Raw genomic sequence first — 22,790 nt, forward strand, 5'->3', positions numbered from 1 at the left:
CCGGGGCGCCCCCGCCCGCCCCAGCCCGCCCCGCCCCGCCCCGCCCCGGCCCCCGCCGCCCCCGGGCCGGCGGCCACGCCCCCGCGCGGGGGGGGGGCCGGGGCCGTAGGGGCGACTACCCGCCGGTACCGGTGGGCGGCGCGGGGCGGCCGGGAAGACTGCGCCGATCGGCGCACCGCCGTGCAGGAGACCCGGGAGCCTTCCATGCCGCCGTCCGCCCGTCCCGCCCCCTCGCCGGCCGCCGCGGCGCCGGCCCGGCGCTCGGCGCTGCGCCGCCTGGGCGAGTGGTGCGCGCGCCACTCGCTGATCGTGATCGTGCTGTGGCTGATCGCCCTGGCCGGCATCCAGGCCGCCAACAAGTCGGTGGGCGGCGCCTACTCGGACGACTTCTCGCTGCCCGGCACCCAGTCGCAGCAGGGCCGGGACGTCCTGCAGGCGCACGAGCCGGCCGCGGCGGGCACCAGTTCCCAGGTGGTGCTGCACGACGCGGCGCCGCTGACGGGGTTCCAGCCGCAGATCGCCCAGGCGGCGGCCTCGCTCCAGCAGTTGCCGCACGTGCTGTCGGTGCAGAGTCCGCTGCCGCCGCCGGGGCAGAGCCCGCCGCCGGGCGGGCCGCTGTCCGCCGACGGGCTGACCGGGTACTTCACCGTACGGTTCGACACCAACCCGACCCTGCTGGGCAAGGACTACCTGCCGGGGGTGGACGCGGCGGTGGAGCCGCTGCGGGCGGCCGGGGTGCAGGTGGAGTACGGGGGGCCGCTGGGCGAGCTGGCCCGGCCGGCGCCGGACGACCGTTCCAGCGAGGTGATCGGCTTCGCGGTGGCGGTCGTGGTGCTGCTGGTGGGGTTCGGCAGTGCGATCGCGGCCGGGCTGCCGCTGCTGACGGCGCTGTTCGCGGCGGTGGTGGGCCTGGGGATGCTGGGGCTGGTCGCGGCGCTGTCCACGTTCGCGACGGTGGCGCCGACGCTGGCGACGATGATCGGCATCGGGGTGGGGATCGACTACGCGCTGTTCCTGCTGACCCGTCACCGGCAGAACCTGATGGACGGGGTGGATCCGGTGGCCTCCGCCGGGCAGGCGGTGGCCACCAGCGGGCGGGCGGTGCTGGTCTCCGGCTGCACCGTGATCGTCGCGTTGTCCGGGCTGTCGGTGTCGGGGATCTCCTTCATCGCCAAGCTGGGGGCGGCGGCGGGCATCACGGTGGTGTCGGCGGTGCTCGGGGCGCTGACCCTGCTGCCGGCGCTGATGGGGCTGATCGGGCGCCGGATGGACCGGTTCGCGGTGCGCCGTCCGGTCGCGGAGGCCGGCGGGGACGTGGAGGGCGGGGCCTGGCACCGGTACGCCCGGCGGGTGCAGGCGCGGCCGTGGCGGTACCTGGTGGCCGGGGTGGCGGTGCTCGTGGTGCTGTCGATCCCGCTGTTCTCCATCCAGCTGGGCCACATCGGTGACGGCGCGGACTCCACCGACTTCACCGACCGGCGGGCCTACGACCTGATGTCCCAGGCCTTCGGGCCGGGCTCGAACGGGCCGCTGACGGTGGTGGTCGACCAGAGCGCCGTGCCCGCCGAGGCGCGGGCGGGGCTGTCGGCCTCGGTGCAGCAGGCGCTCACCGGCCTGCCCGGCGCGGCGAGCAGCACCCCGCTGCAGACCAGCCCGGACGGCGCGGTGCTGTTCGGCACCGTGATCCCGGCGAGCGCCCCGCAGGACCGGGCCACCACCGACCTGGTGAACCGGCTGGCGGACACCGTGCTGCCGGACGCGGTGGCCGGCACGGGCGCGAAGACGTACGTGACCGGCAACACGGCGGCGCAGGTCGACTTCCTGGACATCGTGTCGAGCCGGCTGCTGCTGATCATCGTGGTGGTGGTCGGGCTGGCCTTCCTGATCATCCTGCTGGTCTTCCGCGGCCCGCTGGTCGCGGTCAAGGCCGCGGTGCTCAACCTGCTGTCGATCGCCGCCTCGTACGGGGTGGTGGTGGCGGTCTTCCAGTGGGGCTGGGGCGGGCCGGCGCTGGGGGTGGAGGGGAAGGTGCCGATCGAGAGCTACGTGCCGATGATGATGTTCGCGATCGTCTTCGGGCTGAGCATGGACTACGAGATCTTCCTGCTGTCGCGGGTGCACGAGGCGTGGGGGGGCCCCCGGGGCCCCCCCCCCCGACCGCCCACCGCCACCTCCTTCGTACGGCTCCCCTCGACCCGGAGGAACGCCTCCCATGTTCGACACAGTTCTGGTCGCCAACCGCGGCGAGATCGCCCTCCGGGTGATCCGCACCCTGCGGCGGCTCGGCATCCGCTCGGTCGCCGTGTTCAGCGACGCGGACGCCGACGCGCCGCACGTCCGCGAGGCCGATGTCGCGGTCCGGCTCGGCCCGGCCGACCGCAGCGACAGCTCGGCGGCCGAGACCTACCTGCGGACCGACCGGATCCTCGACGCCGCCCGCCGCACCGGCGCCCAGGCCGTCCACCCCGGCTACGGCTTCCTCGCCGAGAACCCCGGCTTCGCCCGCGCCTGCGCCGACGCGGGCCTCGCCTTCATCGGGCCTCCTCCCGGTGCGGTCGAGCTGATGGGCGACAAGATCAACGCCAAGGAGGCCGTCCGGGCCGCAGGTGTCCCGGTGGTCCCCGGCAGCCAGGCCACCGCGCCCACCGACGATCAACTCGTCGCCGCCGCCGACGAGATCGGCTACCCGGTACTGCTCAAGCCGTCCGCCGGCGGTGGCGGCAAGGGCATGCGGCTCGTGCGGGACCGCGCCGACCTGCCCACCGAGATCGCCGCCGCCCGCCGCGTCGCCCGCACCGCCTTCGGCGACGACACCCTGCTGCTGGAGCGCTGGGTCGACCGGCCGCGCCACATCGAAGTGCAGGTGCTGGCCGACGCCCACGGCACCACCGTCCACCTCGGCGAGCGCGAGTGCAGCCTGCAGCGCCGCCACCAGAAAGTGATCGAAGAGGCTCCCTCCGTTCTCCTCAATGCCGAGACCCGCGCCGCGATGGGCGCCGCGGCCGTCCGCGCCGCGGAGTCCTGCGGCTACACCGGCGCCGGCACCGTGGAGTTCATCGTCCCCGGCATCGACCCGGACGCCCCCGCCGCCGCCTCCGACGCCGAGGGGGTTCGGGACTTCTTCTTCATGGAGATGAACACCCGTCTCCAGGTGGAACACCCCGTCACCGAACTCGCCGTCGCGGTCGGCGCGGACTCGGCCCGGCTCGACCTGGTCGAGTGGCAGGTGCGCGTCGCCGCCGGCGAACCGCTCTCCTTCACCCAGTCCGACGTCTCCTTCCTGGGCCACGCCATCGAGGCCCGCATCTGTGCCGAGGACCCGGAACGGGACTTCCTGCCCACCGGCGGCCGCATCCTCACCCTGGACGAGCCCCGGGGCGAGGGCATCCGCGTCGACTCCGGAGTGGCCGCCGGAACCGTCGTCACCAGCGCCTACGACCCCATGCTCGCCAAGGTCATCGCGTACGGGCCCGACCGCCCGACCGCGCTGCGCCGGCTCCGCGCGGCGCTGGCCGACACCCGCATCCTGGGCATCACCACCAACACCGGCTTCCTGCGCCGACTGCTCGCACACCCCGAGGTCGCCGCCGGCCGATTGGACACCGGCCTGGTGGAGCGGACGGCCCAGGAGCAGCCGGCCCTGCTCACCTCGCCGCACTCCCCCGCGAACGCGATCACCCCGGACGCGGCCGCGGCGGACCCGACCTCGGCGGTCGAAGCGCCGTCACCCGCTCACCTCCTCTACTACGCGGCCGCACTGGCACGGCACCTGGAACTCACCCCGGCCGCCGACCCCGACGGCTGGACCGACCCGTTCTCCCTTCCCTCCGGCTGGCGCCTGGGCGGCACCCCCGCCTGGACCACCCACCGACTCCGTACCCCCGGCCAGGACCCGGTGGCGGTGCGCATCCGTTCGATCACTGCGGGCAACGTAGCCGATGCCACTGACAATTCCGCCGGGACCACCCGCGAGGTGGAGCTCCGGCTCGACGAGGGCGCCGCGCACCGCGCCCGCGCGACCCTGGCCGGCGACCGGCTGCACCTGACCGTCGACGGCCTCCGCACCACGTTCTCGCTGGCCACCGACGCCACCCCCGGCCTCGCCGCCGGACCGGTGACCTGGCTCGGCATCGAGGGCGACGCCTGGCCGCTGCACGCCTACGACCCGGTCGTCGAGAGCGCCGCCGGGGCCGGGGCGCACCACGGAGCCCTCACCGCCCCGATGCCCGGCACCGTGACCGTCGTCAAGACCACGGCGGGCGAGACGGTCCGCAAGGGGCAGCCCCTGCTCGTGCTGGAGGCCATGAAGATGGAACACGTGATCGCCGCGCCGCACGACGGCGTGGTGAGCGAACTGCGGGCCGCCGCCGGCGCCACCGTCGCGATGGAGGACCTGCTGGTCGTGGTCACCCCGGTCGAGGACGCGGCGGGCGAGGACGCGGCGGCCGACCCGGTCGCCGCCCCCGCCGAGCCCGCGGAGGTCCGGTCGTGACCGCCCCCGCCCGCGAGCCCGACGCCCTCGACCTGGGCCTGCCCGACCCGGTCCGCGCCCCCGGCCTGCCCGAGGCGGTCCGGATCCACGAGGTCGGACCGCGCGACGGCCTGCAGAACGAGAAGTCCTCGGTGCCGGTCGAGGTGAAGGCCGAGTTCATCGCCCGGCTCGCGGCCGCCGGGCTGCGCACCGTCGAGGCCACCAGCTTCGTTCACCCGAAATGGGTACCGCAGCTGGCCGACGCGGAGGAGCTGTTCCCCCGGCTCGCCGGCCTGCCGGAGCGCCACCCCGGCCTGCGGCTGCCGGTGCTGGTGCCCAACGAGCGCGGCCTGGACCGCGCGCTCGCCCACCGCGCCTCCGACATCGCGGTGTTCGCCAGCGCCACCGAAACCTTCGCCCGCCGCAACCTCAACCGCTCGGCGGACGAGGCCATGGCGATGTTCCGCCCGGTCGTGGCCCGGGCCACCAAGGCCGGGGTCGCGGTCCGCGGCTACCTCTCGATGTGCTTCGGCGACCCGTGGGAGGGCCCCGTCCCGGTCGACCAGGTGGTCCGGTACGGCGTGCAGCTGCTGGAGCAGGGCTGCGCGGAGCTGAGCCTCGGCGACACCATCGGGGTGGCCACTCCGGGCCAGGTCACCGCCCTGCTGGCGGGTTTCGAGCGGGCCGGCGTCCCGGTCGACCGGCTCGCGGTGCACTTCCACGACACCTACGGCCAGGCGCTCAGCAACACCCTGGCGGCACTGCGCGAGGGCGTCACCACGGTGGACGCCTCGGCGGGCGGCCTGGGCGGCTGCCCGTACGCGAAGAGCGCCACCGGCAACCTGGCCACCGAGGACCTGGTCTGGATGCTGCACGGGCTCGGCATCCGGACCGGCGTCGACCTGCGCGCGCTCGTCGCGACCAGCGGCTGGATGGCCGAGCGCCTCGGCCGCCCGAGTCCCTCCCGCGCCGTCCAGGCGCTGCTCGGCTCCACCGGGAGCTGACCCGCCCGCACCCGTCCCGGCGCCGACCGCCCGCAACCCGGCCGGCGCCGCGCACCACCCGCACCGCCCGACACCCGTCCCTCACATCACACCGCGCGTCCGTCACACCGTCCGACGGGCGCCGGTCACCCCGCTCACGTCCGCGGCCGACCCGGCCGGGCGCCAGGAGGATCACCATGCTCGACCACAGGCTCAGCAGCGAGTACGAGGAACTGCGGCGCACCGTCGCCGAGTTCGCCCAGGACGTGGTGGCGCCGAAGATCGGCGGGTTCTACGAGCGGGAGGAGTTCCCCTACGAGATCGTCCGGGAGATGGGGCGGATGGGGCTCTTCGGCCTGCCCTTCCCGGAGGAGTACGGCGGCATGGGCGGGGACTACTTCGCCCTGGGCCTCGCCCTGGAGGAACTCGCCCGCGTCGACTCCTCGGTGGCGATCACCCTGGAGGCCGCCGTCTCGCTCGGCGCGATGCCGATCCACCGGTTCGGCACCGAGGAGCAGAAGCGCGAGTGGCTGCCCCGGCTGACCTCCGGCGAACTGCTCGGCGCCTTCGGCCTCACCGAGCCGGAGGGCGGGTCGGACGCGGGGGCCACCCGCACCACGGCGCGCTACGACGAGGCCACCGACGAGTGGGTCATCAACGGGACCAAGTGCTTCATCACCAACTCCGGTACCGACATCACCGGTCTGGTCACCGTCACCGCACTCACCGAACCGATCGCTCGTTCGAGTGAAGAGGGCGAATTGCGCTCGCCTGTGCGGGAGATCTCCTCCATCATCGTGCCCACCGGGACCCCCGGATTCCAGGTCTCGAAGAAGTATTCGAAGGTCGGGTGGAACGCATCCGACACCCGCGAACTGTCCTTTACCGACTGCCGCGTTCCCGCGGCCAACCTGCTGGGCGAGCGTGGCCGAGGCTACGCCCAGTTCCTGCGGATCCTCGACGAGGGCCGCATCGCGATCGCGGCCCTGGCCACCGGCCTGGCCCAGGGCTGCGTCGACGAGTCCGTGAAGTACGCCGGCGAGCGCCGGGCCTTCGGCCGGCCGATCGGCGCCAACCAGGCCATCCAGTTCAAGCTTGCCGACATGGAGCTGCGCGCCCACACCTCCCGCCTGGCCTGGCGGGACGCCGCTTCCCGGCTGCTGCACGGTGAACCGTTCAAGAAGGAGGCCGCGATCGCGAAGCTGTACTCGTCCGAGGCCGCCGTCGACAACGCCCGCGAGGCGACCCAGATCCACGGCGGGTACGGCTTCATGAACGAATTCCCGGTCGCCCGCTTCTGGCGCGACTGCAAGATCCTGGAAATCGGGGAGGGCACGTCCGAGGTCCAGCGCATGCTCATCGCCCGGGAACTCGGCGTCGGTTCGTGACGACCACACCCTGATGGTCACCTCCTGAGCCGCGCCCACCGGGTCACGTACCACTCAACGCGCTTCCCCGCGCACAGAGTTGGGGAGCCCGACGATGGAGGAGGCAGCAGGAGGAGACCTCGGGGAGGCTTCGTGAGAAGCCTCGGGAACGAGAGGCCTCAGGGGATCACGATCACCGGACGGTTGGCCCGCCGCGCCAGCCGTCCGGAGACCGAGCCGAAGATCTTGCCGAGCAGGCCGTGCGTCGTGCCGACGACGATCGCGTCGGCGGCGTACTCACGACCGACCTCCTCGATCTCGTGGCAGATGTCCCCGCCGCGCTCGACCAGGATCCACGGCACCCCGGTGAGGAAGTCCGCGCAGGCGAGCTCCAGTCCGAGGACCTCGGTCCGGTGGTCGGGGAGGTCGACGAAGACGGGTGGCTCGCAGCCTGCCCAGACAGTGGCGGGCAGACGGTTGGCGACGTGCACGATCACCAGACCGCACTGCGAACGGCGCGCCATGCCGACGGCGTAGGCGAGAGCGCGCTCGCTCGACAGCGAGCCGTCGAAGCCGACCACCACACCGTGCTGGAACACCGGGTCGAGGGACGGCGCCGGGGCTTCCTGCCCGGACGGCTCGGCGTGGCCACCCATCGGGCCGGCCGCGCCGGCAGCCGCCTCCGGACGCTCGGCGCCCGGGCCCAGGCGGCCCGTCACCGGAGACCCGGCAGGGTCGGCCGGGGGTTCGCCACGCCGCTGGCGGGGCCCCTGGCGCTCACGGCGGGCGAGGCTGCCCCGACGGGCGAGGCCGCGAAGAGCGCGCGCGAAGCCCGGCGGGCCGTCACGCCCCGGGCCGGACTCCCCTGGCTCGGCCGGCCGGGCGTCGGTCGGCTGCGCCACGCCGGTCGGCCGGGCCACGCCGGTCGGCTGGACCGCGCGGGCCGCTCCGGCCGCATCGGGTTCCTCGGCGGCGTCGGCTCGCTCGCGTCCCGTCCGTACGCCCGGGACGCGACCCGGGGCCTCGGCGCGCGCGTCAGCTCGTCCATCGACTCGTTCATCGGCTCGCGGGCCGACAGACCCGCCCGCGCCGCCGTCCCGGCGACCGTCGCCGTGGCCAGCGTCGTGGCCACCGTCGCGGCCGTCGTCACGGTCGTCGTCGGGACCGCCTTCGCGGCCCTCACCGAGGCGGCCACTGCGGCGATCACGGCCGTCGTCACCGCGCCGGTCGGCGCGGACTTCGGCCGGTCCGTCGGGACGGTCGCAGGCAGACCCGCCCGCCGGGCCCACGCTGCGGGGCGTGTCCGGTTCGACCGGTCGGGGAGGCTCAAAACCAGCCATGGCTCACGGCTCTTCGATGGAGAGGGGCCGACAGGAGAGGAGAACAACGCTGCCCGGGCAGCAGGCCCGCCCACGGGATGACGTCGGTCTGCGCCGCGCAGCACCGTATGTGACCTGTTCCTTTCAGAGTACGACGGGCCTGGGGCCCCGCCCAGCGAGGAAGCCCCTGAGCGACGTTGTTCCCGCGAAAGGGGGATGCGCCCGCCGAGGCAGTGCGCCCCGCCCACAGGCGATCGCGCCCCCTCCGGAAAGGAGGTTCCCTGGAGCTTGACTGAGCGGACCGGGCGGCGCAACAGCCCCACGGGACACCGTGACCGGACTGTCATGGATCGGCGACGATCCGTTGCGGCGCGTCGCGAACCGTGACGTCCGACCTGCCCCAACAGCCCCGGACGGCCCGCGCGTCACCGCCCGCCGCAGGCGTACGGAGGCCGTTTCGGCCACTCCGTACGGCTTCGCGACGCCGTCTGGCATTTGCCAGGTGCATAGGCTCGGCCGCTGGCACCATGCTTGGCATGCCCCTGCTCCTGTTCGACCTCGACAACACCCTGTTGCCCCGGGACGCCGCCTATCGGGCCTGGGCGCAGGACTTCCTGTCCGAACACGATCTCCCGCCGGGCGACCTCGAGTGGTTCGTCACCCTCGACGGCGGCGGATACGTTCCGCGCAGCACCGTACTGTCGGCGGTCCGGCGCCGCTACGGGCTGGACGTCTCGGCCGACTTCCTGATTGCCCACTACCGACGCGGCATCAACTCCCACATCCACTGCCCGCCCAGAAACATCGAGGCGCTGCGAGCCGCCCGGGCGGCCGGGTGGACGCTCGGGATCGTCAGCAACGGCGGCACCCGGCCGCAGTTGGAGAAGATCCGGCGGACCGGACTGGGCCCGCTGGTCGACGGCTGGGTCATCTCCGAGGAGGCCGACTGCGTCAAACCGGACCCGCTGATCTTCGAGATGGCCGCCCAACGGTGCGGCGTCGCACCCACCGGGGACTGGGCCGAACACACCTGGATGATCGGGGACCACGCACCCGCCGACATCGCCGGTGCCGAACTGACCGGGCTGCGCAGCGTCTGGCTGCACCACGGGCGGCCGTGGGCGGAGAGCGGCTACCGGCCGACGCTGAAGGCGGCCGGTCTGCCGGAGGCGGTCGGCCAGGTCCTCGCCGCACGGAACGCGCCCTCGCCCCGACCGGGCCTCCGCTCCGACGGGCCGCTCCGGAAGACGGCAGCGGGGATGCCGGGCTACGCGACGGCGCTGGTCGGCGCACGGTCCGGCGCACATCCCGCGATGGCCGCCCTGGACGGCCCGAGCGCATCCGTTTCCGCAACGGCCGGGCCGGCCGGCGAGCGGGCCCCCGCGGGCGGGCCCGGTGTCCGAAACCGATCAGGCGGGTTTGCCGTGATCGCCGAGGCCCGCACGGACCCCGGAGCGGACTCCGGGACCCGTGCGGCCGGCAGACCGGGCCCGGCCTCGGACGGCCTCCGCCCCGCACCGATCGCAGCGACGGCCGCAGCGCCGGCCAGAGCCACGACCGCAGCCGCGACCGTCCGCCCGAGGCCCGACGGCGCCGCACCCGCCCCGGTCGCCCTCACCGCTGCGCCCGGCACGGCATCGTCCGCGTCTTCCGCATCGCGCTCGGCGACCACCGCGTCCGCAGCCGCCGTGGCGGCCGCCCAGTAGCGCCCGGCCGCCCCCTTCACATCCCGCCGTCCCCACCGCACCCCAGCGCCACCGCGCCCCTGCCCGCCGCCCACCGCCCGGCACCCGCACCCGGAAGCCACCGCCCCGCCCCGCTCCGGCTACCCCACCGGCGCCGCCGACGTGCGGGTCCACCAGCAGGTGCGGGCCTGCTCGACGAAGCCGAGCTTGCGGTAGAGCGGTTCGCCGAGCGAGGTGGCGACCAGGGTGGCCGGGCGGTCCGGGTGTGCGTGGGCCAGCGCGGTCCGGAGGACGGCGCCGGCCACGCCCCGGCCGCGCCGGTCGGGCAGGGTGGCGACCCAGTACACGCCGGTGGCCCGGCCGTCGTCATAGGTGAGGCAGGTGCCCGCCACCGCGCCGTCGACGCGGCCGAGCCAGCCCCGCCAGCCGGGTACGTCCAGCAGTTGCTCCGGGAGCGCTCCGCCCCGGACCCAGGGCTGTCGGGCGGGCAGCGGGAAGCCTTCCACGATGGCCCGCTCGACCATGGCGAAGCCGTCGCCGTCCCGCGCCTCATCCACCGTCAGGACCCCGCCTCCGCGCGCCTCCGAGACCGCGGGCAGGACGGCGGTCGCGCCTTCGACCGGTCCTGGGTCCCGGACCATCACCGGCATGAGCGGCATCCGGGTGGCCCCGAGGCCCGTGAGGTCGAGCCCGTCGTACGGGTCCTCCACGGTGCAGCGTATGGTCGACCAGTCGGCCATCAGGTCCGCCAACTCCTGCGCCAAGGCCGCTGGTTCGTCGTAGGGGCGGGTCACCACGATGCGGTGCGCGTCGTCCGGGGTCCGGGCGCACCGGACCGCGGTCAGCCCCGGGCGGGTGCGGGACTGCCAGCCGTGGACCCGGGCTTGGGCGAGCCAGAAGGCGGCGGCGTTGTCGTTGGCCCGTTCGAGCCGGCTGCTGGTGTTCACGGCAGGACCGTAACCCGGCGGTCCGGTTCCCGGTTCCCCCGTTCTGGGCTTGGCCGGATGAAGCCTGGGAGGCGCACGACTTCTCCCCGTGCGCCCCCTCGTGCACCGCCGATTTTCGGTCAATTTCGCGCCGATCCCTCCCGCTTGGGCAAATCCGCAGCCCAGACCAGCCGGCCGGGCGCACCGGAGCCGGACGCCCCAGGAACCGTCCCGCGACAACCAGCCACCGTTGCCCCGGCCCTCTTCCCAGAAAGGTCGACGGGTGCCACGCTTCGTGATCGAATGCATCACGCCAAATTGCCATGTCGACATAGCGTCGGATGGTGAACTTGTCACAACGGCAATGGTCCACCCGATAGATTTCGATCTTGGCCAGCAGTGCCGCACCACCCACACCACACCACCGAGGGGGCTTGAGCGCCTTGAGCAGGGTGAGCAGGAGCGACGCGGGTCCTGACAGCGGCCAGGCGGCGGCCGGCGGCGCGGGTCGGTCCGCGAGAGGCACTGGCACCACCGCGATCGCCACCACCCGCACCTCCGGCCCCCAGGGCGCCGCTTCGCACTCCTCGTACTCCACGGTGCCCTCCCCCGGGGCGGGCGCCGGCGGCGGTCCCGGTGCGACGCCGACCGCCGCGGACCACGGCGTGGCGACGCCCTACGGGAGCCAGTCCCCCTACGGCGGCCCGCCCGCCTTCGGCGGACAGTCGTCGTTCGGCGGACAGCCCGTCAGCCGAGGACCCGTCAGTCCCGGCCAGCCCTACGGCGGCGAGCACCCGGGCCATTCCGGCCACCCCGGGCACCTCGCCCATCCCGGCCAGTACGGAGGCCATCCCGGCCACGCCGGCCACCCCGGTCATTCCGGCCACCCCGGCTACGGCGGCGGCGCCCCGGGCCTGAACGGCGCCCCCGCCGCCGGCCCGGGCGGCGGTCCGCTCGGCGGCCTCGCCCTCGGCTCCGGCCACGGCCACGGCCCGCTGGGCCACGGCGGGCCCGGCGCGAACGGCTCCCCGACCCCGATGACGTCCTCCGCCCCGCGCAAGCTGTCCGGCCGGCGCCGCCGGGAGACCGTCGCCGTGCTGATCTTCGGTGGCGCCCCGATCTTCGAGAGCTCCATCCCGCTCTCCGTCTTCGGCGTGGACCGCCAGGACGCCGGGGTGCCCCGCTACCGCCTGCTGGTCTGCGCCGGCGAGGAGGGTCCGCTGGCCACCACCGGCGGCCTGACCCTCTCCGCCCCGTACGGCCTGGAGGCGCTCGCCCGGGCCGGCACGATCGTCGTTCCGGCCTGGCGCTCGATCTCCCAGCCGCCGCCGGTCGAGGCGATCACCGCCCTGCGCAAGGCCCACCACGAGGGCGCCCGGATCATCGGGCTCTGCACCGGCGCCTTCGTGCTGGCCGCCGCCGGTCTGCTCGACGGCCGCCCGGCGACCACCCACTGGATGTACGCGCCGACGCTGGCCAAGCGCTACCCGCGGGTCCACGTCGACCCGCGCGAGCTGTTCGTCGACGACGGCGACGTGCTGACCTCCGCCGGCACCGCCGCCGGCATCGACCTGTGCCTGCACGTGGTGCGCAGCGACCACGGCGCCGAGGCGGCCAACGCGCTGGCCCGCCGCCTGGTGGTGCCGAGCCGCCGCGGCGGCGGAGGACAGGCCCAGTACATCGATCAGTCTTTACCGGAGGAGATCGGCAACGACCCGCTGGCCGAGGTGGTCACGTGGGCGCTGGAGAACCTCAACCAGCAGTTCGACGTCGAGGTGCTGGCGGCTCGCGCGTACATGAGCCGGCGCACCTTCGACCGGCGGTTCCGCACGCTCACCGGCAGCGCGCCGCTGCAGTGGCTGATCACCCAGCGGGTGCTCCAGGCACAGCGGCTGCTGGAGACCTCGGAGCTGTCGGTGGACGACGTCGCGCGCCGGTGCGGGTTCCGTTCGCCGGTGGCGCTGCGCGGGCACTTCCGGCGCCAGCTCGGGGTCTCCCCGGCCGCGTACCGGACCAGCTACCGGGCCCGCCGTCCCGGTCAGCAGCCGAGCGCGCCGGCCGGTGCGCTCGGCGACCTGCGGCTGCCCGGAGCGCTGCCGCACCCGGCGGGCGCGGTCGCGCCGGCGGGCGGGCCGCTGTTCGGCGGGGCGCACGGTGTGCCGTCGGCGCAGCCGTTCCCGGCCGGTCCGGGGGCGCCGCTCGCGGTCGGGCAGCACGGGCAACCGGTGCCGCACGGCCAGCAGGGGCAGCAGATCGGTCACGGGCAGCCGGGAGCGCACGGCCAGCCCGGCGGGTTCGGTCCGGGCCAGGTCGGGACGCCGACCGGCCAGCCCTTCCACGTCCGGGCCGGTCAGCCGTACCCGCACCAGCAGGCCGCACAGCAGTCGCACCCCGGGCAGCAGGGTGCGGCAGGGCGCGGTCCGCTGCGGCCGCCGGTGGTTCCGGCGCAGGCCGGACCGGGGGCGGGGACCGGACGTCCGCCGCGCACCGCGGAGCACGCGGCGGCGGAGGACGGTCTCCCGCAGCCGGGGGTCCGCGGTCAGGGCCAGGGGCACCGGAGCGCGGCCGAGCGGCCCGCGGACGAGCCGGGTGCGGCCGGGCGCGGTCACGGCGCGGCCGCGGGACGGATGCCGGCCCCGGCCGGGCAGCCGGGCTCGGGGCCGGGTGAGCTCCGCGGTCGCCAGGCCCGGGCTCCGCAGGTCCGCGGCCAGGCGGCCGGCCGGCCCTCGGCCGAGGGCGCCCGGGCGGCGCGCGAGGTCCGGGCCGGACGGGACGGCCATGCGGTCCGGGCCGGCCGGGAGGGCGAGCACCCGGACGGCCCCGGTACGCACGACGGGCCGGAGGAGCACCAGGCCGAGGCACCCCGCTCGGCTCCACCGGTCCCCGCGGCGCGTGATCGCGCCGTAGGGTGAGTTGTGTGAATGACCGTTTGGTATGGATCGACTGTGAAATGACCGGCCTCGACCTCGACCGGGACGCCCTGGTCGAGGTCGCGGTGCTGGTGACGGACTCCGAGCTGAACATCCTCGGCGAGGGCGTGGACGTCATCATCCGGCCGCCGGCGGAGGCGCTGGCGAACATGCCCGAGGTGGTGCGCGAGATGCACACCGCCTCCGGGCTGCTGGAGGAGCTGGAGCAGGGCGTGACCCTGGCCGAGGCCGAGGAGCGGGTGCTCGCCTACGTGCGCGAGCACGTGCCGGAGGCGGGGAAGACCCCGCTCTGCGGCAACTCGGTGGCCACCGACCGCGGCTTCCTGGCCCGGGACATGCCGGCCCTGGAGAAGCACCTGCACTACCGGATCGTGGACGTCTCCTCGATCAAGGAGCTGGCCCGCCGCTGGTACCCGAAGGCGTACTACAACAGCCCGCAGAAGGGCGGCAACCACCGGGCGCTCGCCGACATCCGGGAGAGCATCGACGAACTGCGGTACTACCGCGAGGCGGTGTTCGTCCCGCAGCCCGGCCCGGACGCCGACACGGCGCGGGCGATCGCCGGGAAGTACCGGTCCCCGGCGAACTGAACCCGGTTCCGCCGGGCCGGTCCGCTCCCGGAACGGCCCGGCGGAACCCCGCCGGAGGGTCGGAGGAGGTGCCCGCGTCAGCCGGATCGAAACCCTGGCGCGAGCACCCTCTCGGATCCTGTAGAGTTCTTCCTGTCGGAACGGGAACGCGAGAGCGGGAACGGACCGGACAGATGGTGGGTGTAGCTCAGTTGGTAGAGCACCTGGTTGTGGTCCAGGTGGCCGCGGGTTCGAGTCCCGTCACTCACCCCAGAGCCTGAGGGGCCGATCTCTTCAAGAGATCGGCCCCTCAGGCGTTTTCGCGTTCCCTCAGCTGTGCACGGCCTCAGTTGCACGCCCCCCACCCGGATGTGCGCTCCCTCACACGTGCCCGCCGGGTCGACTTTCCGGCCTACCCCCTGCCGCCGGAAGCTACCGGCTAGTAACATCGTCGCCATGACCACACCCACGATCGGCAAGCTGCTCGACGACACCGTGCCGATGGCGCACACCCTCAACCTGGACTACCTGGAGACCACTCCGGAGCGGGCCGTTCTCCGCCTGCCGGACCAGCCCGCGTACCACAACCACGTCGGCGGCCCGCACGCCGGCGCGATGTTCACGCTGGCCGAGTCCGCCAGTGGCTGCATCGTGCTCGCCGCCTTCGGCGACCAGCTGTCCCGGGCCGTGCCGCTCGCCGTGAACGCCGAGATCGCGTACAAGAAGCTCGCCATGGGCGACGTCACCGCCACCGCCGTGCTCGGCCGCCCGGCCGCCGAGATCGTCGCCGAGCTGGACGCCGGCGGCCGCCCCGAGTTCCCGGTCACCGTCGAGATCACCCGCGCCGACGGCGCCGTCACCGGCGTGATGACGGTCACCTGGACGCTGCGCCCCAACTCCTGACCACCACGCGGCCGTTGGCCCCGGGAGCGCCGACCCCGGGGCCACCCGCGCGATGACCGTCCGTGACGGCGGGCGTGACCTCACCACCCGGCCGCTCGTTCTCGATTCACGTGCGAGCCAATCACGCGACCAAGCCCCAGGAACCCGCCCCTCGCGGCGACGCCGGTGCCCGCCGCGGGATCGCCCGGTGGCTGCCCCGCCCCCGGGTCGTCGCCGCCGCGGGAGCCCTGCTCACCCAACTCTGGGGGGTCGGCGCCCCCGGGGCGTACGCGGCCGCCGCCGACCCACCGCCGGACCCGGCCCGGCCCGCCGTCCGGCGCGCGCTGCACGGCGCCCCGGCACTCGACCGGCCGGTGCTCGACGGACCCGCCCTCGACGGACAGTCAGCCGAGCGTCCCGTCGGGTCCGGGCCCTCGGCGGGCAGACCGTCGGCGGGCGGCCCGCCGGACCGCTCCCCCGGGGCCGCCGGGGAACCGGCCGGCAACGGCCCGGCCGACGGGACCACCGGGGCGGTCGGCACGGTCGGCGGCACCCTCCAGGAACGCATCCGGGCCGGCGGCCTTCCCCTGCCCGGCCAACGGGCGGCCGTCCCCGACGCCTTCGCGCTCGCCTCCGGCCTCCTCGACACCCTCCCCGCCCGGGCCCGGCCCGACGACCCCCGCGCCTCCCGCGAGGGCGGACCCGCCGGCCTGTCCTCCGCCGCCCGCCGCCGACCCGGCGACTCCCTTCCCGCCGTTCCCCGGCAGCGCCGGGCCGCGGAGGGACCGCTGGTCCAGGAGGCGACGGCCACGACCGTCGACCGGGCAGGACCCGCCGCCGAGCCCGACCGGCCGGCGGACTCCACGGCCCCCGCCGGAGCCGGCCCCGGCCGGACGCCCGCGGCGGTGGCCATCGCCGACACCGCCACGGCGGCCACCTCCCATGACGGCTCCGCCACCGCGACCGCCGTCCTCGCCCCCATCGCCGCCGGGCTGCTGCTCACCGGGGCGGCCATGTGGAAGCACCGCGGGCTGCCACGCGGGCACTGAACTCGAACTCCCGCCGTCCACCCGGAGAACGAGCGGGCCGACGCCGGGGTACGCGCATCGCGAGGCGCGGGCGGGGGCACCGCCCGGCCGAAGACCGAAGGCCCGGGACTCGGTGCCACTCCGGCAGCGAACAGTCCCGGGTCGGTCGAGCCGCGGCGTCGGGCTGCGCGCGTCCCGGGGCCGCCGAGGCGTCTCCCGCCGCCGGGCGCGCGCCGGGACAGCGGCGGCGGTAACGGCAGCGGCAGCGGCAGCGGCAGCCCGCCTACTGCACGGCCAGGTCCAGGACCAGCAGCGGGAGTTCGCGCCCCGGGATCGAGCCGGACGGGACGCTGCCGACCCGGGTGGCACCCATCGCGAGGTAGAACGGCTCGGCGTTCGGGTCGGAGTCGATGGTGAGCCGGCGCAGGCCGAGCTCCACGGCCAGGCCCCGGGCCTGCTCGAACAGCGCGCGGCCGATGCCTCGGCCGATCGACTCCGGCTCGACGAACAGCTGGTCCAGCGACCCGGTCGGCGGGGCGCCGGAGAGCGAGACGAACCCCAGCACCCGCCCGCCGTGCTCGGCCACCACCGTGGCCGACCGCTCGATCACGCCGGCGTCCACGGTCAGCTCCGCCCGGCAGGCGGCCATGAACGCCTCGCCGTAGCCCCAGTACGCCTTGGACCGCAGGGCGATGCCGGTGAGCAGCGCGGCCTCGTCCGGCCGGGCCGGTCTGATCTCCATGGCGCCCCCTCGGGTCGGTGGCCGGACGGCAGCGCCATTGTCGGCCGCGATCCGGTCGTCCGCCAACGGATTTGCGGCGGGCGGCACGGCGCTGCCGGGGTTCACCGCTGGACGCGCCGGACCGCGGCCGTCAGCGGAACACCCCCGGCGGCGGTTCCGGGGACGGGGCCGCCGTGGCGTCCGTCGCCGGAACGGCTCCGGCCGCGAAGTCGGTGAGGGCGCGCCCGTGTTCGACCCGGGCGTGGGCGGAGTCCGAGGCGGCGCGGCGGGTGAGGTCGGCGACCGGGAGGGGGGTGTGGGCGGCGGCCAGGACGAGGTTGCCGAAGCGCTTGCCGCGCAGCACGGCGGGGTCGGCGATCAGGCACAGCTCGGGGAAGACCGCGCCGAGGGTGGCGACCTGGGAGCGGGCGAAGGGCAGGGCGCCGCCGTCGGCGATGTTGGCGGCGTACCAGCCGCCGGGGGCGAGGGCCCGGGCGGCGAGGGTGGTGAACTCGACGGTGGTGCAGTGGGCGGGGGTGCGGGCCCCGGAGAAGACGTCGGTGATCACCAGGTCGACGCTGTCCTCGGGAGTGCGCTCCAGCACGCTGCGGGCGTCCGCGCCGCGCACCTTGATCTGCCAGCCGCGGTCCAGGGGGAGTTCGGCGCGGACGAGTTCGGTGAGCGCGGTGTCGATCTCGGCGACCTGCTGGCGGGAGCGCGGCCGGGTCGCGGCGGTGTAGCGGGCCAGGGTGAGGGCGCCGCCGCCGAGGTGCAGGACGGTGAGCGGGCGGCCGGGCGGGGCGACCAGGTCGATCAGGTGGCCGAGCCGGCGCTGGTACTCGAAGCCGAGGTGGGTGGGGTCGGCGAGGTCGACGAGGGACTGCGGGGCGCCGTCGATCAGCAGCGACCAGGCGGCGGGGCGGTCGCGGTCGGGGCGCAGTTCGGCGAGGCCGGAGCCGACGGGGCGGCTGAGCGGGCCCTGGGCGTGGGTGCGTCCGTCCGGTCCGGTGGTGGCCGCCGGTTCCGGGCCGCGCGCGGCTCTGCTGCTTCGTCCCATACCGGCCATTATCGCCGTCGGGGTGGAACACCCACAGGTCAGGGGCGTGCCCCGGGGACCCGGCCGGAGGTTGGGGGCCCGGCGGGATCCGCGCGGCACGCCCGCTAGAACGGGCCGAGGCCGCCTGCGGTGAGCGTGCAGGCGGCCTCGCAGAGGGCGGAGCGGAGCACCCAGGCGTCGGTGGGGCGTGCGGTGCGGCCGGCGCCGGAGGGCGGGATCACCCAGCGCGGGTCGGTGGTGGCGGGCACGAGCGCGCCCGCGGTACAGGAGCTGCCGGGCAGGTGCCAGGTCTCCCAGGTGCCGGCCGGGACGAGGAAGGAGACGGTGCTGCCGTTGCGGCTCTGCAGGACGGCTCCGCAGGCGCGGCGCAGTCTCAGGATGTCGACGGCTTCCAGGCCGTGCCGCAGGGCGACGGTCACGGTGTCGCAGGCGGTGACGGAGGTCCCCTCGTCGGGGGTCGTGCGCTCGCGGCGGCGGCCGCCGCAGGGGGTGCGGCCGCCCTCGACCGGTCCCCGGCCGGGGCGCCGGTCGTCGGCGGGTTCGGGGAGCAGGGCGGGAGCGGCGCCGGCGAGCACTCCCCCGCGGACGGGTCGGTACTGCGGCAGTCCGGTGGCCATCATGGGCTCTCCTGTACCTCGTCGGTCCGGAAGCACAGCCGTTGGGCGGGGCCGCCGGGCTGGGACGGGCCGGGGCGACGGCATGGGCTTTTTCCGCGTACCAGGACAACGCGGGGCCAGCGCCGCAGGCCACGGGGCGCATTACAGCAAGGCATGGCATTTCATGGCGGATACCCAGCAACATCGCCCCTTTTACCCTGCATTGACATTGAATGTCCGGCCAACCGAATGTGGCCGCTCGGTGACTCCGAGTACTCTCGGCGCCATGGCAGCCACCCCACCGGCCGAGCCGAACCGACCGTCCCCCAACCCCGTGATGCGCGCGCTGCGCGGCGACCGTTCACCCGGCGAGTTCGCCACGGCCGTCCGCAGGGCCGCCCGCGAGATCGGCGAGCACGTGTCCTGCGACGCCCGCTACGTCGGACGGGTCGAATCCGGTGAGATCCGCTGCCCCAACTACGCCTACGAGCGGGTGTTCCGGCACATGTGGCCGGACCGCACGCTCACCGACCTCGGCTTCGCCCCCCGGACCTCCGTCCGCCGCCGCCCGGTGGCCGGATCCGGCGGGTGGAGCGAACCACCTCCGCTCCACCCGACGTTCCCGCCCCCGCCCGCCCCGCGCTCACCACTCTCCACTCAACTCCCGTACGCTGCCTCGCCGTACGCGGATCCAGCCGCTCCGGACGGGCCCCCGTGGCCGAGTCCCGGGACGGCGCCCCGGGGGCCCGATGGATCGCCCTATCTCGACGAGGAGAACGACGACGTGCGTCGCCGTACGTTCCTGGCCGGCGGCACCACCGCGCTGGCCGCCGTGATCGGCATCGACCGACCCGCATCGGCCGCCGGCCGGCAGGCCGGTGCCGACGGCGCCTCCGGTGCGCTCACCGCCCGAGGTGCCTTCCCCGGTGCGGAGTTCACCGCACCGTCGCTGCTCGGCGGCGAACCGCTGGTGCCCGGCCGCCCCGGGCCGGTGGCGCCGTCGCGCCGGGTCGGCGCCGCCGAGGTGTTCGGCGTCGAGCAGGCCGTCCGGGAGATCCGGCTGGCCGACGACGCGCACGGCGCCGACGCCCTGTACGAGCTCGCCGGGCGGTCGCTGCGCAACGCCTACGTGTTGCTCAACGAGTGCGAGTACAGCGCCGAGACGGAGCGCCGGCTCCAGGCCGGGGCGGGTGAACTCGCCATCTCCGTCGGCTGGTTGGCCCATGACTCGAACCGTCTCGCGGACGCCCGCTCGTTCTACTCCGAGGCGCTCGCCACCGCCCGGATGGCCGGGGACTCCGGGCTGGAGGCGCACGTCTTCTGCAACAGCGCCTTCCTCGCCCGGGACGCCGGCCGCCCGCGCGAGGCGCTGCGCGCCGCCCAGGCCGGGCAGGTCGCCGCCCGGGAGCTGGACTCCGAGCGGCTGCTCGCCCTGCTGACCATGCGCGAGGCCGGTGCGTGGGCCCTGCTCCAGGACCGCGCCTCCTGCGAGCGCGCCCTCGGCCGGGCGTACGCCCTGTTCGACCGGGGCCCCGGTGCGCGGGACCCGGAGTGGATGTCCTTCTTCGGCGAGGCCGAGATCGCCGGGCTCCAGTCGCAGTGCTGGTCGGCGCTCGGCGACTGGGACCGCGCCAGCGAGCAGGCCGTGCTGGCGATAACGCTCCAGGAGCCGCACTTCCTCCGCAACCGGGTGCTGTACACCGCCGAGCTGGCCCACGACCGGCTCGGCCGCGGGGACCTGGCGGGCGCGGCGCACCACGGCTCGGCCGCCGTCGCGCTGTTCGACGCCGTCGGTTCGGCCCGGATCCGGAGCATGCTCGCGGACACCGCGGGACGGCTGCGCCGGCACGTCGCGGTGCCCGAGGTGCGCCGGTTCCTGACCGATTACGACCGGGCGGCGGCCGCGTAGGACCCGCACAGGGCCCGGGCAGGCCCCCGGGAGAAGCCCCGGGCCGCCCGACGGACCGGGGACCGGCGCGGTCGACGGACCGGGGACCGGCGCGGTCGGCGCCCGCCCGGGGTCAGTGCCCGGCGGTCGGACCGTCCAGGTGGGACAGGTCGTTCCAGATCTCCACCGCCGGCGCGCCGTACTCCCAGGACAGCACGCAGAGCGCGGCCGTACCGAGCTTGAACCGCTGGGCGAACTCGGGCGGCAGACCCAGCCAGCGGGCGGCCAGGATGCGCAGCAGGTGGCCGTGCGCGAACAGGACCACGTCCCGGTCGGCGCAGTGCATCACGGTGGTGTCCGGCTCCGGGACGCCGTGCTCCTCGTTGAGGCCGGCCAGGAAGGCGTCCACCCGGGCGGCCACGTCGGAGAGCTTCTCGCCGCCGGGCACCCCGTCGCGCCAGATCAGCCAGCCGGGGTGGTCGGTGGCCCGGATGTCCGCGCCGGTGCGGCCCTCGTACGCGCCGTAGTCCCACTCCATCAGCTCCGGGCGCTCCACGGCGCGGTCGCCGAAACCGGCCAGCTCGCAGGTCTCCTTCGCCCGGCCGAGCGGGCTGGTGCGGACGAGCGCGTCCGGCAGCCCGTTCCAGGGGGCCTTGGCGAGACGGGCGCCGAGGGCCCGGGCCATCGCGCGGCCCTCCTCGGTCAGCGGGATGTCGGTGCGGCCGGTGTGGCGGCCGGTGGCGGACCACTCGGTCTCGCCGTGGCGGACCAGCACGATGCGGGCGGGCATGGGGGCTCCTAGCGACAGCAGGGCGGTGGCAACGGTCGGTCTCACCATTGAGCACCGGGCTCCATGATCCCCCACCCGGACGGCGGCCACGATCGCGGGGGCCGTGGCGGCGGCCGCGGCCGCACGCCGGCGGGCGCGGTCCGCCGGGGGCCCGACCACGGCCGCCCCGGGTGCCGGCCGGTGCACCGGCCGGCGTGTCGACCGCTGTGCCGCCCGGTCGTCCAACGGCCGGTCCGCACCGCGTTGTCGGACCCGGATGCGACACTGGGCCGCACCATGAACGTCTCGACGAACGTCCCGCCCGGCGGGCCCGCTGAGCCGCTCGCCCAGCGGCTCGCGGAGCTGCGCGGACCGGCCCCGCAACGCAGTCTGAACGCCCGCTCCCTCGCCGCGCTCGCCGCCAATCCGGGCTGCCACCGCCGCGCCGTGCTGGACGCGGCCGGGGTGGACAAGTCCGCGCTGGCGGCCCGGCTCGGCCGCCCCGCCCCCTTCGGCCAGTCCCCCTTCGCCATCGCCCGCGGCGTGATCTTCGAGTCCCGGCTGAAGGCGGACGGCTACGCCCCGCTGCTGGAGCCGCTGCGCCACCACCTGGGCCTCCCGGCGGACGACCGGGCCCCGCTCCGGGTGCCGGACCTGCTGCACCGCTCCGGCCCGGCCGTACGCGCCGACCGGACGGCCGAGGCACTGGCCGCGGCCGCCGCCGACCCGGAGGCCTGGACGCTGCTCGACCACCCGATGCTGCGCCTGGCGGTGGCCGGCAGCACCGCCTACCTGGAGCCGGACGCCCTGGTGGTGCACGGCGGGCGGTGCACCGTGGTCGAGATCAAGTCCTTCCCGGTGCTGGACGGCAGCGCGGACCCGGCCAAGGTCGGCGCCGCCGCCCGACAGGCCGCGGTGTACGTGCTGGCGCTCCAGCAGGCCGCCGCCGCGGCGGCCGGGCAGCCGCTCGCCGAGGACCCGTACACCGAGCAGCGGCTCGCGGGCAGCCCGCGCACCAGCGTGCTGCTGGTCTGCCCGAAGGACTTCGGCAACCGGCCGACCGCGGTGGCCGTGGACGTCCGCCGTGAACTGGCCACCACCCGGCGCCAGCTGAGCCGGATGACCGGCATCGGCCGGCTGCTGGAGGCGCTGCCGCCGGACGCCGGCTTCGACCTGGCCGCCGACGAGGACGGCGCGCCGGCCCGGACCACCGAGCAGCTGACCGCCTCGGTCGAGGCGGTGCCCGCCGCGTACAGCCCGGACTGCCTCTCCACCTGCGAACTCGGCTTCCACTGCCGTGCCCGGGCCCGCTGCGACGACCGGGTCGAGCAGCTCGGCCGGGGCGTGCGCGGCGAACTGGGCAGCATCCGGACGGTGTCCGGGGCGCTGGCCGCCGCCGGCACCAAGGGCGACGACCTGGACGGCGCGGACGACGCCGCCGAACGCCTGGCCTACGCGGCCGCACTGCGCGCCGAGGCCCTGGAAGCGGCGGCCGCGGCAGCCACGGCCGCCGGAGCCGGCGCCCCGGGGGCCGTCGCATGAGCGGGCGCGACGCGGGAGCGGCCCCGGCCGAGGGCCGCGGGAGCACCGCCGGGCGAA

The 22,790-nt window shown here is 75.6% G+C and carries 16 protein-coding genes, 1 tRNA gene and 2 pseudogenes; 13 read left to right on the forward strand and 6 right to left on the reverse strand.

Features of this window, described 5'->3' with window-relative positions; translation table 11 throughout:
* Positions 1–204 precede the first annotated feature (204 nt).
* The 4 genes and pseudogenes from ACFVHV_RS14750 to ACFVHV_RS14765 form a co-directional block, all read left to right on the forward strand.
* A pseudogene (locus tag ACFVHV_RS14750) lies at positions 205–2,130 on the forward strand (MMPL family transporter); the annotation flags it as partial.
* An 82-nt stretch (positions 2,131–2,212) separates the two neighbouring features.
* A complete protein-coding gene (locus tag ACFVHV_RS14755; protein WP_380351426.1) occupies positions 2,213–4,492 on the forward strand; it encodes a biotin carboxylase N-terminal domain-containing protein in 2,280 nt (759 codons plus the stop codon).
* Positions 4,489–5,475 carry a hydroxymethylglutaryl-CoA lyase gene (locus ACFVHV_RS14760; protein ID WP_380351427.1) on the forward strand — a complete coding sequence of 329 codons (987 nt, stop codon included), beginning with the start codon at positions 4,489–4,491 and terminating at the stop codon, positions 5,473–5,475. Before ACFVHV_RS14755 ends, ACFVHV_RS14760 begins: the two co-directional genes overlap by 4 nt.
* Positions 5,476–5,651: 176 nt before the next feature.
* Positions 5,652–6,842: an acyl-CoA dehydrogenase family protein gene (locus tag ACFVHV_RS14765; RefSeq protein ID WP_359908967.1), complete on the forward strand. Its 1,191-nt coding sequence runs from the start codon at positions 5,652–5,654 to the stop codon at positions 6,840–6,842.
* 158 nt (positions 6,843–7,000) lie between these two features.
* Here ACFVHV_RS14765 and ACFVHV_RS14770 read toward each other — a convergent pair whose 3' ends face one another.
* On the reverse strand, positions 7,001–7,477 hold the full coding sequence (locus ACFVHV_RS14770) for a universal stress protein (RefSeq protein WP_380351429.1): 477 nt from the start codon (positions 7,475–7,477) through the stop codon (positions 7,001–7,003).
* Here ACFVHV_RS14770 and ACFVHV_RS14775 point away from each other — a divergent pair.
* Complete coding sequence (locus ACFVHV_RS14775) at positions 7,409–8,242, forward strand: hypothetical protein (RefSeq protein WP_380351483.1); 834 nt, start codon at positions 7,409–7,411, stop codon at positions 8,240–8,242. The two genes, ACFVHV_RS14770 and ACFVHV_RS14775, sit on opposite strands and share 69 nt — an antisense overlap.
* A gap of 434 nt (positions 8,243–8,676) precedes the next feature.
* A complete protein-coding gene (locus tag ACFVHV_RS14780) occupies positions 8,677–9,846 on the forward strand; it encodes an HAD-IA family hydrolase (protein ID WP_380351431.1) in 1,170 nt (389 codons plus the stop codon).
* A gap of 119 nt (positions 9,847–9,965) precedes the next feature.
* On the opposite strand, the gene ACFVHV_RS14785 is transcribed toward ACFVHV_RS14780, so the two are convergent.
* The gene (locus tag ACFVHV_RS14785; RefSeq protein ID WP_380351433.1) at positions 9,966–10,772 is read right to left on the reverse strand and encodes a GNAT family N-acetyltransferase; all 807 of its coding nucleotides are present in this window, start codon (positions 10,770–10,772) and stop codon (positions 9,966–9,968) included.
* 1,016 nt (positions 10,773–11,788) lie between these two features.
* Between ACFVHV_RS14785 and ACFVHV_RS14790 the strand changes: the two are divergent.
* From ACFVHV_RS14790 to ACFVHV_RS14810, 5 genes and pseudogenes are all read left to right on the forward strand, one after another.
* Positions 11,789–13,030, forward strand: a pseudogene (locus ACFVHV_RS14790) (helix-turn-helix domain-containing protein); the annotation flags it as partial.
* A gap of 638 nt (positions 13,031–13,668) precedes the next feature.
* Complete coding sequence (gene orn / locus ACFVHV_RS14795; RefSeq protein ID WP_380351435.1) at positions 13,669–14,271, forward strand: oligoribonuclease; 603 nt, start codon at positions 13,669–13,671, stop codon at positions 14,269–14,271.
* A gap of 176 nt (positions 14,272–14,447) precedes the next feature.
* Positions 14,448–14,523 (forward strand) — tRNA-His (locus ACFVHV_RS14800).
* A 183-nt stretch (positions 14,524–14,706) separates the two neighbouring features.
* On the forward strand, positions 14,707–15,153 hold the full coding sequence (locus tag ACFVHV_RS14805; protein ID WP_359908975.1) for a DUF4442 domain-containing protein: 447 nt from the start codon (positions 14,707–14,709) through the stop codon (positions 15,151–15,153).
* A 110-nt stretch (positions 15,154–15,263) separates the two neighbouring features.
* Complete coding sequence (locus tag ACFVHV_RS14810; RefSeq protein ID WP_380351436.1) at positions 15,264–16,181, forward strand: hypothetical protein; 918 nt, start codon at positions 15,264–15,266, stop codon at positions 16,179–16,181.
* 262 nt (positions 16,182–16,443) lie between these two features.
* Here ACFVHV_RS14810 and ACFVHV_RS14815 read toward each other — a convergent pair whose 3' ends face one another.
* From ACFVHV_RS14815 to ACFVHV_RS14825, 3 genes are all read right to left on the reverse strand, one after another.
* The gene (locus ACFVHV_RS14815) at positions 16,444–16,902 is read right to left on the reverse strand and encodes a GNAT family N-acetyltransferase (RefSeq protein ID WP_380351438.1); all 459 of its coding nucleotides are present in this window, start codon (positions 16,900–16,902) and stop codon (positions 16,444–16,446) included.
* A 130-nt stretch (positions 16,903–17,032) separates the two neighbouring features.
* Positions 17,033–17,938 (reverse strand): fused MFS/spermidine synthase, encoded by a 906-nt coding sequence (locus tag ACFVHV_RS14820; protein ID WP_359908982.1) that lies wholly within the window; start codon positions 17,936–17,938, stop codon positions 17,033–17,035.
* A 104-nt stretch (positions 17,939–18,042) separates the two neighbouring features.
* Positions 18,043–18,558 (reverse strand): hypothetical protein, encoded by a 516-nt coding sequence (locus ACFVHV_RS14825; RefSeq protein ID WP_359908985.1) that lies wholly within the window; start codon positions 18,556–18,558, stop codon positions 18,043–18,045.
* A 262-nt stretch (positions 18,559–18,820) separates the two neighbouring features.
* Here ACFVHV_RS14825 and ACFVHV_RS14830 point away from each other — a divergent pair, with 262 nt between their 5' ends.
* Complete coding sequence (locus ACFVHV_RS14830; RefSeq protein ID WP_380351440.1) at positions 18,821–20,443, forward strand: tetratricopeptide repeat protein; 1,623 nt, start codon at positions 18,821–18,823, stop codon at positions 20,441–20,443.
* Positions 20,444–20,555: 112 nt separating this feature from the next.
* Here ACFVHV_RS14830 and ACFVHV_RS14835 read toward each other — a convergent pair whose 3' ends face one another.
* Positions 20,556–21,212 (reverse strand): histidine phosphatase family protein, encoded by a 657-nt coding sequence (locus ACFVHV_RS14835; protein WP_380351442.1) that lies wholly within the window; start codon positions 21,210–21,212, stop codon positions 20,556–20,558.
* Between the two features lie 276 nt (positions 21,213–21,488).
* Between ACFVHV_RS14835 and ACFVHV_RS14840 the strand changes: the two genes are divergently transcribed.
* Positions 21,489–22,733 carry a hypothetical protein gene (locus ACFVHV_RS14840; protein ID WP_380351443.1) on the forward strand — a complete coding sequence of 415 codons (1,245 nt, stop codon included), beginning with the start codon at positions 21,489–21,491 and terminating at the stop codon, positions 22,731–22,733.
* Positions 22,734–22,790 lie beyond the last annotated feature (57 nt).

Source organism: Kitasatospora sp. NPDC127116, assembly GCF_042677365.1.
In the GTDB taxonomy this organism is placed as follows: Bacteria; Actinomycetota; Actinomycetes; order Streptomycetales; family Streptomycetaceae; genus Kitasatospora; species Kitasatospora lactacystinica.